The following is an 11,411-nucleotide window of genomic DNA, read 5'->3' as shown; positions in this document are numbered from 1 at the left end:
GGCAATCCACGTCGGGCTCATGCCCCACCCGACGACCCCTGCGCCGATGGCGACGAGCCATGCGATCGGCATCGCCCGCGTCGCGGGCCAATACCGACCGACCATGAGGTACGCGATAGTCAGAAGCGGGAGCAGCGCGATGAGTGCGTTGGTCGCACTAACCATGCTGCTCACCTCCACAGTTCGTTCCAGCCGTTTCCATTCCAGATTCGTGCCTGATGCGGTGCATCGTGGAATCTGCTACACAACTTTTGTGATAAATATCTATCGTTCGTTGCTATTCGTGACATACCTCTCGTCGAGTCGCTTCCCCTGCCCGGGACCCAGTGCACTCGTGTGTACACTCTCAAGTAGACCGTTTAAACGCTAAAAATCGGGGGTCTCGGGGGCTCGTGGTGATGTTTAGTCGTTCGTGACGTTCTCCACGAGAGACGTGGTCAAACGTCCTTTACACACGTGTGACTTGGCCACTACACACGAGTATAGTGGTATTTCACTCGTGTGCAAAGGCTTATGCCTTCGTGTGCAGAGGGCAAATCATGGAGGAGGAGTCTGGCGCGCGCCCTCGAAACGAGCACGGGCAGTACGTGGGACGCATCTCACTGGACGCCGTGTTGGACGTGTTCCGCGCCCGGGACGACGTCGCTCGTCCACTCACGGCGACGGACGTTCTGGAGGAACTCGACTGCTCCCGTCGGACCGCTCACAACAAACTGAACGAACTCGAAGAGCGCGGTGACCTCGCCTCGAGAAAGGTCGGCGCTCGGAGTCGGGTGTGGTGGGTTCCGCTGACTGGGGACGCTAGTGTGGCGACTTCGTCCGCAGACGCGAGTGGCGAACGTCCGTCCACGAGAGAGTCACCCCGCAGAGGGACGAGGTCCGCGGGTGGACACGGCCGCGACCACCCGCCCGCAGTCTCGAACGCCATCGAACAAGCCGACTTGCCGGGAAGTGGGCCGATGCTGGACGCTCGACGGGAGGCGCTCTCTGCCGCGTACGAGTATCTCACCGACCACCCCGAAGCGAAGAAAGCCGATTTCCTCCGCGACGTGTACTACGAGTACCCTGCGGGGTTCGAGTCTGCCGAGGGGTGGTGGAATGCCATCCAACCGGCGCTCAAGCAACTCCCCGGTGTGGACCCGCCAGAAGAACGTGGCCACATTTGGCACTTCCTCGGCGGATAACCCCGCCCGAAACTGATTCCTCCACCCTACGAATTTATACGGCATCAGGCCACAGTCTCGGCCAACGTACCGATGTCAATCGATTCACCGGCCGATAGAATCATCGCGGAGTGGGTCACTCGATGAGCGATGGTCGCGTCGGCCCTGACCCTGACGACCCGTCACGGGTGGAATCGACTGACGAAGACGGCACACGAGACGAGCGACTCGAACCGAAGCAGGGTGTCACAGGTGGCGACGACGTGTACGCTTCGGAAGTCGAAGGAAAACAGTACCGCGGCACGTGGTACCTTCCACTTCGCTACGCCGAGTTAGAAGAGTCTCCCGACTCTGACGAGTATCCCGAAGAGGGTACGGGAGGGTCGTTCCGCCTCGCCGACCTTCCGCGTGTCCCACGTGTCGGACACGTCGTTGGCCCCTCTGCCATCATGCTCGGTGCCTCTCTCGGAAGCGGTGAGACGCTCTTTTGGCCCGTCTTGACCGCCCAGTTCGGGTGGATGGTCTTCTGGGCGTTCGTCGTCGGTGTCTTCACGCAGTTCGTCATCAACACCGAACTCCAGCGCTGGACGCTCGCGACGGGAGAGAGCATCTTTCGCGCGTTCGCCCGCGTGGGAACCTACTGGCCGTGGGCGTTCTTGTTCGGTGGCCTCGTCAGCCTCGGATGGCCCGGATGGGCCGCCGGGGCCGCACAGGTCGGCGCGACGGCACTCGGATTGAGCGGGTCGCTCACCGTCCTTGGATTCGACCTCGCCACGTGGAAACTCGTCGCCGTCGGCCTGATGGCGCTCATCTGGCTCTCGTATCAGACGTCGTCGGTCATGTACAACGCCGTCGAAGTGTTCCAAATCGGACTCCTGTTCGTCGCCATCGGCGCGACGCTGATGCTCGTCGGCGTGACCGGGTCGTGGGTCGAGTTCAGTCGCATTCCGGACGCCGCGCAATCTGTCGGGAGTCTCCCGGACGGCATCGACATCGCCGTCTTCCTCGGTGGTCTGGCCTTCGCTGGCGCGGGCGGGTATCTCAATCTCTCACAGAGTCTCTGGATGCGCGAGAAAGGCTACGGGATGGGTAACTATCAGGGCCGCGTCAAGAACCCACTCCGCGGCGACGACCCTGAACCAATCGAGCGCGACGGGTTCACCTTCCGCCCGACGGTGACGAACCTTCGCCGGTGGCGCGGGTGGTGGCGCGTCGTCCAACTCGAACACCTCCTGACGTTCGTCGTCGGCCTCCTCGTCGTCGCACCGGCCCTGATGAGCGTCGCCCTCCGCTACGCGCCGGGGACGACGACGGACGCCATCCAGATGTGGCTTGGTGACGTCGTCCCACTCCTCGACCCCATCGGGTCGTTCCTCGTCTTCGCCATCCTGTTCGTCGCACTCTTCACCACCGAGTACGCCATCGTCGAGTCGTTCGTCCGCAACAGCGCCGACGCACTCTACGAATCGTACGGGCGCGAAGCGGGGTGGGACCTCCCGAAACTGTTCTGGCGTCTGCTCACCGCGTTCTGCGTCTGGGGCATCGTCATCATCCTCGTGTTCACCTCGCCGTTCGAAGGCCGCGAACCGTTCTTCTTCCTCGTCGTCGGTGCCGCGATGTCGGGCGTCATGATGTGGCCCTACACTGCCCTCGTCCTCGTGATGAACACGACGCGACTCCCCGAACACGTCCAACCGGGATGGGGCCGCGTCGCCGCCATGTGGTGGGCCTCCGGGTTCTACGGGTACTTCAGCGTCCTCCTCGTCGGGACGACGCTGACCGAGTTCGGCATCGCAGCGTTCGAGACGGCACCGACGATTCTCGGAAGTAGCATCGGCGGGTACGGCCTCTGGGCAGTCTACTTCGTCGTGCAAGCGTACGCAGTCGGGAAATCCGCAGCAGGCAAACGCGCCGCCTCCGGGACCGTTCCCGACGCAGACGAAGCGAGTGGCTGGTTCTCGTGAACGTTCGAATCGTTCATCATTAACCGTATCAGGGCTGTAGGAACCCGAAGAACGATTATGCAGAACACGTAAGCCGTGAATATGTCAACCGGCACGGTTGCGACGTTCGAGGACTCGCTCGAACGACTCGAAGTAGGCTGGACACACGCGTCACCGGGAGAGGTTGGAACGGTCCTCCGCGAGGTCTGTGACGACCCTGCTGTGGGCGTCGAACTCCCGTACGACGGCGTCGAACTGCCGTCGTGGGTGAACACTGACCCGACACCCGCAGACCTCCGGGACGCGAACGCCGGCATCACGGCGGCGGGAATCGGCATCGCGGACTACGGGAGCGTCGTCGTGCAGGGCACGCCCGACGGCGTCGAACCCGTGAGTCTGTTCGGTGACCTCCACGTCGCGGTCCTCCGCGAGTCGGACATCGTCTCGGGGATGCCCGAGGCGTTCGAATGGCTAGGCGAGGAGTTCCGAACCGGGCACGATTCGGCAATCATCGCTACCGGCCCGAGTGCAACCGCCGACATGGGCGCACTCGTGAAGGGTGCACACGGTCCCAAAGACGTCCACGTGGTGATTCTCGATGAGTAAGGCACGCGAGGCGAAGGCGGCGAAGATTCGCCAGTTGATGGAGACGGAAGGCGACGCCGTCGGAACGAGTACCCGCGGGTTCAATCAGGGGCGTTACGAGTCGGTCCAGACCCTCGACGACTACGAGGGCCTGAAAGCCGACGCACGGGAGATAAAAGAAGACGCCATCGATCGCCTGCCCGAACTCCTCGACCAACTCCGCGACACCATCGAGGAAAACGGCGGGACGATGTACATCGCCGACGACGCGGCGGACGCGAACCGCTACATCCGCGAGGTCTGTGAAGACAAGGACGCCGAACGAGTCGTCAAGTCGAAGTCGATGACCTCCGAGGAGATAGAGGTCAACGACGAACTCGAAGCGGCAGACGTGGACGTCGTGGAGACGGACCTCGGTGAGTGGGTGCTGCAAGTCGCAGACGAGGCACCCTCGCACATCGTCGCGCCCGCCATCCACAAGTCACGCGAGGCCATCGCCGACCTGTTCAACGAGACGTTCGAACCCGCGGAACCGCTGGAGACGGCCGAAGAACTCACCATGTTCGCCCGCGAGCAACTCGGCGAACTCATCGAAGGTGCCGACGTGGGGATGACCGGCGCGAACTTTATCACCGCCGACACCGGGACGATGGCGCTGGTCACCTCGGAAGGCAACGCCCGGAAGACGGCCGTCGTGCCAGACACGCACGTCGCCGTCGCCGGCGTGGAGAAAGTCATCCCGAGCGTCGAAGACCTCCAACCGTTCATCGAACTCATCGGCAAGTCGGGGACGGGACAGAACATCACCTCGTACATCTCGCTTCTCACGCCGCCGGTCGACTCTCCGACGGTCGACTTCGACGACCCCGAGACGCCGATTACGGAGACCGAGACCGACCGCGACTTCCACCTCGTCCTCATCGACAACGGCCGACTCGACATGCGCGACGACGAGCAGTTGCGCGAGACGCTCTACTGCATCCGGTGTTCGGCGTGTTCGAACGTCTGCGCCAACTTCCAGCACGTCGGCGGTCACGCCTTCGGCGGCGAGACGTACTCCGGCGGCATCGGGACCGGGTGGGAAGCAGGCGTCGAAGGCCTCGACTCGGCGGCCGAGTTCAACGACCTCTGTACCGGGTGTAGTCGCTGTACGACTGCCTGCCCGGTCAACATCGACATCCCGTGGATAAACACCGTCGTCCGTGACCGGGTCAACCGCGGCGAGGTGTCGGAAGTCGATTGGCTCGTCGAGGGCCTCACGCCCGACGAAGAACCCGGCGGTGTCAGCCTCCAGAAACGCTTCTTCGGCAACTTCGAGACGGCCGCGAAGGTCGGCAGTCTCTTCGCGCCCGTCTCCAACTGGGTCGCCCAGTCGTCCGTCTCTCGCGACCTGTTGGAACGCTTCCTCGGCATCGACGCACGCCGTGAACTCCCCTCGTTCCAGCGCGAGACACTGAAAGACTGGTTCGATGCGCGCGACTCCCGCGTACAGGACGCGACGCGAACTGCCGTCCTCTACCCCGACGTGTACACGAACCACGTCCAAGTCGAGCGTGGGAAGGCCGCGGTTCGTGCGCTCGAAGCACTCGGCGTCGATGTTGTCGTCCCCGACGTTCGTTCGTCGGGTCGGGCACCCCTCTCGCAAGGGATGATTGCCACGGCCGAAGACCACGCCCACGACGTGTACGCTGGTCTCGCGGAGTACATCGACGAAGGAAGGGACATCGTCGTCATCGAACCGTCGGACCTCGCCATGTTCGACAGCGAGTACGAGAAGTTCCTCCCCGAGAAGTCGTTCCAGCGTCTCTCGGAGAGTAGTTACGAGGTGATGGAGTACGTCTACGGCCTCCTCGAAAACGGTGCACCTGCCGACGCTCTGCAGACGGCCGACGGAACGGAAGTCGCCTACCACAGTCACTGCCAGCAGCGAACCCTCGGCCTCGAAGGCCACACCGAGGCGGTTCTCTCCGACCTCGGGTACGACGTGGCTACGTCGGACGTTGAGTGCTGTGGGATGGCTGGGTCGTTCGGCTACAAGTCCGAGTACTACGAACTGAGCATGGACGTCGGGTCCGAACTGCAAGGGCAGTTCCAGACCGACGAGACCCGCGACAGAACCGTCGTGGCCAGCGGCACGTCCTGTCTCGAACAACTCGACTCACTGCTCCGCCGACCATCTCGCCACCCGGTCGAACTCGTCGCGCCGCGCCGGTAGTCAGGCGCGGGCTCGCTCTCGTTCGCGCTCGTTGTCCGACGCCCGTCAGCCACGTGTCTGCGCCCCGTGTGCTGGGCTACGAACTATTAAGACCCGGCATCCCAATTTGGCGGATATGGACGGGACGCCCGAAGAGATTACGACGCTCGTAGGCCGTGAGGTCTACTCGAACAACGGTGTGTTCGTCGGCGAAGTCGAAGACGTCCGCCTCGACTTAGACCACGAGACGGTCACTGGACTCGCGCTGACGGCGCTGAACAACGAACTGTTCCGGAACCAAATCGAGCCTGGCAAGGGCGTACTCATTCCGTACCGGTGGGTTCGTGCGGTCGGCGACGTCATCCTCATCAACGACGTCATCGAGCGTCTGAAGAACCCCGAAGAAGACGAAGAGTCGCTTCTCGCGTAGGTTCTAACTCCCGTTTCCGCTCTCGCCGCTCTCCACTCCCATCGCACGGAAGAGCTTGCGCTTTACCGCTTCTTCGGTCAGTTGTAAGAGCGTATCGCGGTTGTCGTCGCTCGACTCGATACCGGTGAAGATGCCGAGCGGAATCTCGACAGAGCCCTGCGTGGAGTGGCCACCTGCTTCGCCGATACCCGTGAAGGCGTCGCTCAGAATCTTCCCGATGTTCATCCGGATGTCCTTCGAGCGAGCAGCGAGGTAGATGGTGTCGTCGGCGATGCCGAAGACGGCCGTGGTGGTGATGCCTTCCAGATTCAGCAGGTGTTGGGCCGCCTGCGTCAGGGCGTCGCGGTCACGGATGAACCCCGCGTTCGAGACGAGGTGGGACCCCTGTACCTCCCGGTTCTGGATTGCTTCGGCGAGCACGTCCAACGTCTCGGGTGACATGGACGGCGACTCGACTTTCTCCAGGGTGTCGTGGTCCGCGAACGGGTAGAGGTACGCCGCAGCGGTCAGGTCTGCGGGCGTCGTGTCGCGCTTGAAGTCGAGCGTCTCGGCGCGGATGCCGTACAGGAGCGCCGTCGCGACGGCTTTCGAGGGGCTGAGGTCGAACTCTTGGATGTACTTCGTGAGGATAGTCGACGTCGACGAGACGTTCGGGCGAATGTCTGTAAAGCGCGCGTCGATACCCTCGTCGGGTTCGAAGTGGTCGATGAACACCGTGATCTCGGCGTCGCCGAGGTCCGGCATCCCGGACTTCATGTGGTCGACGAGGGCGACGGCACCGTACTCTTCGAGCGGTTTCGCGTCCGACCGCGGCGTGAGTTCGATGCCGAGGATGTTCACGAACGCCCGGTTCTCCTGGTGGCCCATGTCGCCCGAGTAGAGGATGTCGGCTTCGATGTCGTACTCGCGGGCGATGGCCTGTAACGCGATTGCCGAGGCGAGTGAGTCGGGGTCAGGGTTGTCGTGTGTGAGGATGGCCAGTCCGTGGTCTGTCTCGCGCAGGATGTCGGCGAGTTGCCGGGCTTTGTACTCGAGTTCGCCGGACTCGACGCTTCTGAGCGCGGAGTCGGCGATGACCTCGGAGGGGTTGATGACCACGTCGGCACCGAGTTTCGTGAGTTCGTCTTCCGACACGGGGTCGGACGCACGGACGACGACGAACTTGTCGTCTTCTCGTTCACGGATGGTCGACACGGCGGCCTTGTTCGCTTCGACGTCCGACGAGAGGATGAGGACCACGTCGCGGTCGGCGACGACGTCGGCGAGTTCCGGTTCGGCGATATCGGTCGTCTGCGCGTTCAAGTCCTGGTCGCGCAGGGCTTCGACGCGACTCTCGTCCTTGTCGAGGATGAGGACGTCCTTGCCCTCGTCCGCGAGTTCCTCGGCCACGGCGTGCCCGACGCTCCCACACCCGAGAATCGCGTACGTGGACATCGAAGAGACACTGACCCCTGCACTCATTGTTGCCCGCTACTCCGGTCGGCCGACACTTAACATCACCCGTTTGTCGCCTCTCGGTGGGTGTGTGCGTCCCTGCCGTCGTCGTACAGAAAGGAAAGTCATTTTACCTACCACGGGTTACGGGAGATTGCAAGGGCCGGTAGCTCAGTTAGGCAGAGCGTCTGACTCTTAATCAGACGGTCGCGTGTTCAAATCGCGTCCGGCCCACTACCTTCCTTCCAAACGCTACGACTGTGAGCGTGGCGTCCTGAATCGTGTTACTCGTCGACGACGCGATTTGAACTAGGGAGCGACGCGAACGGAGTGAGCAAAGCGAGTGGAGTTCAAATCGCGTCCGGCCCACTTCCTTCCTTCCAAACGCTACTCTCCCAGTCCTGAGTTTCTCGTTCTTCGGACTGTCCGACCCACTTATCCCACACCGTAGAGAGCGTGACAGTATGAACCAGAGCGACCGAACCGAGATTACGCTCGTCTTCATCACACTCCTCGTCTCGGTAGTGTTCGGACTCGCTATTGGGGTCAGAGACCACCTCAGTGTCGACCGGTTCGTCGCCGCGCTCACACCCGACTTCGGCGTGTTGTTCGGTTCCGACGTCGTCGCGGCGACGGTGCTCGTCGTGCTGTTCGGCGTCCTCTTCACCGGCGTAAAAATCCTGCTCGGACCTTAGCTTCGCAGGACGACCCACGAGTTGCCACGACCCGGGGCCGGGGCGATGCGAAGTGGCATTTCGGTCCCGTTCCGTGCATCTTCGAGTCGTTCTCGAAGGCGCGGTGACTCGTACTCGACCACCGTCCGCAACTCACCGGTCTGCACGACGCGAACCGTCATCGCGCCGTGGTCGTTCATCTCTCGTTCGATTCTCACCAACCGCGTTTCGGCACCCCCCACCACAGGGCCACCACCGAGCTGTGCCATATGGGCACATGGTACTGGAGCCGCTAAAATCGAATCCCTCGTATGATTGGTTCTTTATGTCGTTCGCCCCACGGATTGGAGACCATTCAGGGCGACTCAGTCCCTCGGTAGGCCGTTCTCGTCGTTCGAATCTGTGGATTTGAGTCGGCACCTCGTTTCGGAACTTCTTTTCGGCGGTTGCCCACAGTCTCCCTATGGACCGCACCCGTCTGAGGTTCTGGGCGTTGTACCTCACCCGATTCGCCGGTGGATTCGGGTTCATCACGCTCGTGACTCTCCTCCCGAAGTACATCAACGAACTCGACCCGACGGCTGTGGTACTGCCGGAAGTCGCCCTCGGTGGCCTCGTCCTCGGTGGTCTCACTCTCTCGAAGGGGTTCGTCATCGGGATGTACACCACTGGATTCACCCTCGCTCAGACCGTCGCTGTCGTCCCCCTCGCGTGGGCGGGCGATAGATACGACAAACGTCTCGTTCTCGCGGGAACCGTCGGCTTGGGTGCGCTCGTCTACGCACTGTTCCCGCTCGTCGATTCCAGCCTCTCGTTCGTCCTCGCCCGCGCGGCACAGGGGATTGCCGTCACTGGGGCCGGGTTGATGTCACTCGCGCTAGTCGGTGAACTCGCTCGCGAGGGCACGCGCGCGAATCACATCGGGAAGGCGAACGCTGCGCGGTTCGCAGCGTCTATCCTCGGCAGTCTCAGCGCTGGCTTTCTCTACGACGCGTTCGGATTCACGCCCATCTTCGTCGTCATCACGGTTCTCTTGACCATCGCTACCGTCGCCATCTGGGTGTTCCTCCCGCCGGACGAGACGACAGTTCACGGCTTTCCGTTCACCAATCTCGCGCTCAACGAGCGAATTCTGACGATGGCGACGTTCCGCGTCCAGTACGCCGTCGCCGTCACGCTCGTCAGAACGTGGGTGCCCATCTACGCCGGTGTCTCGGCCGCATCGGGTGGACTCGCCTACGGCGGCATCGCCGTCGCCGCAACCGTCGTCGCAGAGAAGTTCACCAACATGCTCTGTCAACCGTACACTGGGCGCATCTCCGACCAGTACGGCCGCGCTCGGTTCGTCTTCGTCGGCGGCGGCCTCTACGGACTCGTCGCACTCGCTGTTCCCTTCTCGCCTGCAATCGGCCAGGCGCTCGCACTTCCCGCGGCGTTCCCGGTTCTCGGCCCTCTCTCACCCGCGTTCCTCCCACTCGTCGGGTTCGCAGGACTCCTCGGTATCGCGGACAGTCTCCGCGAACCGGCCAGCATGGCACTCTTCGCCGACGAAGGAACTGGCGGTTCAGGCGTCGCCAGCAGTTTCGGCATCCGTGAACTCCTCTGGCGTCCGGGAAGCGTCGTTGCACCGCTTCTCGGTGGGTACCTCATGGCCGACGTTGGGATGCAGTGGGTGTTCTACGTCGGGGGCGCGTCGGCTATCACCGGTGTCCTCGCGTTCCTCGGCGTCCTCGTGTGGTCGCACGGGGCTGGCGCGCTGACGCAGTGGTGAGCGAGCACTCTTCGTTCGTCCGACGGTTCTGCCCCCGGCTTCGTACTTAACACTTCACACCTCGCCCCCCGCACGTGCCAGAGGATTCAGCACAGCCACCCGTCCGCGACTGAACGCAACTGCGACACAGAAAGTACCAACACCCCACCGTGAGACGGTACACCACATGTCAGTATCCAGCCTTCGTGGCGTGCTTTGTCCGCTCGTCACACCGTTCGAAGACGGAACGGTAGACGAAGAGAGTCTCACAACGCTCGTCGATTGGCTCGTCGAACGCGACATCGACGGCGTCGTCCCGTGCGGAACGACGGGCGAGTTCGCGAGTCTCGGTCGCGACGAATTTCGAACGGTCGTCGAGACGACTGTCGAGGCCACCGACGGCCGGGTGCCTGTCGTCACCGGCGTCGCGGGCACCGATATCCAGACGGTCACCGACCGAATCGAGTTCGCTGCCAGCGTCGGTTGCGACGCGGTGCTTCTGACGCAACCGTACTTCCACACTGCACCCACTCCCGAAGGCAATCGCCAGTTCTTCGAGACCATCGCTGAGTCGAGTCCGCTCCCTCTCGTCCTCTACAACATCCCAGCCTGTACCGGACAGGCTATCGCACCGGAGACTGTCGCCGCACTCGCAGACCACGACGGAATCGTGGGCCTCAAAGACTCCAGTGGCGACTTCGACTACTTCCTCGAACTACTTCGCGTGACAGACGACGACTTCACACTCCTCGAAGGGTACGACCAGCACTACGTCTCGGGCGTCCACGCCGGCAGCGACGGCGGAATCAACGCCCTCTCGAACGTCGTCCCCGAGGTGTTCGCGTCGATTCGTGACGAGGCGTTCGCGGGCGAGACGGAAGCGGCACTCGAACGCGAACAAGCGGCCCTCCCGGACCTCTTCGGCTACTGTATGGATTACGGATTCGCAGCAGTTGCGAAAGTCGGCCTCGAACACCGTGGTGTCATCGAGTCTGCCGAAGTTCGCCCCCCACTCACGCCTGTTCCGGACGACGCCGTCGACGACATTGCAGAACTGACCGAGCACCTCGTATAGCCCGCCACCGACTGTCAGAGCTGTCTCTGACTTCGCGACCAGTCTGCTGTATCACACCGTGAATCGTGAGTAGCGCAGCAAAACGTCTGGCCTCCCATTTGATATAGCGGTATTTGGTATAGTAGTCCCGTTTCACCCGATTCCCACGCACTGACAGACCGGG

Annotated in this window: 10 protein-coding genes and 1 tRNA gene; 9 read left to right on the top strand and 2 right to left on the bottom strand. The window is 62.6% G+C overall.

The features are described 5' to 3' along the window. The first annotated feature begins 539 nt into the window (after window positions 1–539). The 5 genes from AUR66_RS01350 (at window position 540) to AUR66_RS01330 (ending at window position 6,315) form a co-directional block, all read left to right on the top strand. On the top strand, window positions 540–1,184 hold the full coding sequence (locus AUR66_RS01350) for a hypothetical protein (protein WP_058570728.1): 645 nt from the start codon (window positions 540–542) through the stop codon (window positions 1,182–1,184). Window positions 1,185–1,306: 122 nt separating this feature from the next. Continuing rightward, window positions 1,307–3,127 carry an Nramp family divalent metal transporter gene (locus tag AUR66_RS01345; RefSeq protein WP_058570737.1) on the top strand — a complete coding sequence of 607 codons (1,821 nt, stop codon included), beginning with the start codon at window positions 1,307–1,309 and terminating at the stop codon, window positions 3,125–3,127. 81 nt (window positions 3,128–3,208) lie between these two features. After that, a complete protein-coding gene (locus tag AUR66_RS01340) occupies window positions 3,209–3,712 on the top strand; it encodes an LUD domain-containing protein (RefSeq protein WP_058570727.1) in 504 nt (167 codons plus the stop codon). Then, window positions 3,705–5,906, top strand: a complete 2,202-nt coding sequence (locus AUR66_RS01335; protein ID WP_058570726.1) for an LUD domain-containing protein — start codon at window positions 3,705–3,707, stop codon at window positions 5,904–5,906. The genes AUR66_RS01340 and AUR66_RS01335 overlap by 8 nt, the downstream gene beginning before the upstream one ends. 115 nt (window positions 5,907–6,021) lie before the next feature. Continuing rightward, window positions 6,022–6,315 (top strand): PRC-barrel domain-containing protein, encoded by a 294-nt coding sequence (locus AUR66_RS01330; RefSeq protein WP_058570725.1) that lies wholly within the window; start codon window positions 6,022–6,024, stop codon window positions 6,313–6,315. Window positions 6,316–6,318: 3 nt separating this feature from the next. Here AUR66_RS01330 and AUR66_RS01325 read toward each other — a convergent pair whose 3' ends face one another. Further along, window positions 6,319–7,776: a DHH family phosphoesterase gene (locus tag AUR66_RS01325; protein WP_058570724.1), complete on the bottom strand. Its 1,458-nt coding sequence runs from the start codon at window positions 7,774–7,776 to the stop codon at window positions 6,319–6,321. A 133-nt stretch (window positions 7,777–7,909) separates the two neighbouring features. Here AUR66_RS01325 and AUR66_RS01320 point away from each other — a divergent pair. Together AUR66_RS01320 and AUR66_RS01315 are read left to right on the top strand one after the other, a co-directional pair. Next, window positions 7,910–7,983 (top strand) — tRNA-Lys (locus AUR66_RS01320). 230 nt (window positions 7,984–8,213) lie between these two features. Further along, a complete protein-coding gene (locus tag AUR66_RS01315; RefSeq protein WP_058570723.1) occupies window positions 8,214–8,444 on the top strand; it encodes a hypothetical protein in 231 nt (76 codons plus the stop codon). On the opposite strand, the gene AUR66_RS01310 is transcribed toward AUR66_RS01315, so the two are convergent. Next, window positions 8,441–8,692, bottom strand: coding sequence for a hypothetical protein (locus tag AUR66_RS01310; RefSeq protein ID WP_058570722.1), 252 nt, complete (start codon window positions 8,690–8,692; stop codon window positions 8,441–8,443). The two genes, AUR66_RS01315 and AUR66_RS01310, sit on opposite strands and share 4 nt — an antisense overlap. Before the next feature lie 194 nt (window positions 8,693–8,886). Between AUR66_RS01310 and AUR66_RS01305 the strand changes: the two genes are divergently transcribed. Together AUR66_RS01305 and AUR66_RS01300 are read left to right on the top strand one after the other, a co-directional pair. Then, window positions 8,887–10,194 (top strand): MFS transporter, encoded by a 1,308-nt coding sequence (locus tag AUR66_RS01305; protein ID WP_058570721.1) that lies wholly within the window; start codon window positions 8,887–8,889, stop codon window positions 10,192–10,194. Window positions 10,195–10,360: 166 nt separating this feature from the next. Continuing rightward, window positions 10,361–11,248: a dihydrodipicolinate synthase family protein gene (locus tag AUR66_RS01300; protein WP_058570720.1), complete on the top strand. Its 888-nt coding sequence runs from the start codon at window positions 10,361–10,363 to the stop codon at window positions 11,246–11,248. Window positions 11,249–11,411 lie beyond the last annotated feature (163 nt).

The organism is Haloferax profundi (genome assembly GCF_001469865.1).
Taxonomy (GTDB): domain Archaea; phylum Halobacteriota; class Halobacteria; order Halobacteriales; family Haloferacaceae; genus Haloferax; species Haloferax profundi.
Note: the sequence above shows the minus strand (reverse complement) of the source record. Positions and strands in the feature narration are given on the sequence as shown.

Coding starts and splice junctions, on each gene's coding strand:
- AUR66_RS01305 (WP_058570721.1), top strand. CDS start 8,887: ATGGACCGCACCCGTCTGAGGTTCTGGGCGTTGTACCTCACCCGATTC.
- AUR66_RS01350 (WP_058570728.1), top strand. CDS start 540: ATGGAGGAGGAGTCTGGCGCGCGCCCTCGAAACGAGCACGGGCAGTAC.
- AUR66_RS01310 (WP_058570722.1), bottom strand. CDS start 8,692: ATGGCACAGCTCGGTGGTGGCCCTGTGGTGGGGGGTGCCGAAACGCGG.
- AUR66_RS01325 (WP_058570724.1), bottom strand. CDS start 7,776: ATGAGTGCAGGGGTCAGTGTCTCTTCGATGTCCACGTACGCGATTCTC.
- AUR66_RS01335 (WP_058570726.1), top strand. CDS start 3,705: ATGAGTAAGGCACGCGAGGCGAAGGCGGCGAAGATTCGCCAGTTGATG.
- AUR66_RS01330 (WP_058570725.1), top strand. CDS start 6,022: ATGGACGGGACGCCCGAAGAGATTACGACGCTCGTAGGCCGTGAGGTC.
- AUR66_RS01340 (WP_058570727.1), top strand. CDS start 3,209: ATGTCAACCGGCACGGTTGCGACGTTCGAGGACTCGCTCGAACGACTC.
- AUR66_RS01345 (WP_058570737.1), top strand. CDS start 1,307: ATGAGCGATGGTCGCGTCGGCCCTGACCCTGACGACCCGTCACGGGTG.
- AUR66_RS01315 (WP_058570723.1), top strand. CDS start 8,214: ATGAACCAGAGCGACCGAACCGAGATTACGCTCGTCTTCATCACACTC.
- AUR66_RS01300 (WP_058570720.1), top strand. CDS start 10,361: ATGTCAGTATCCAGCCTTCGTGGCGTGCTTTGTCCGCTCGTCACACCG.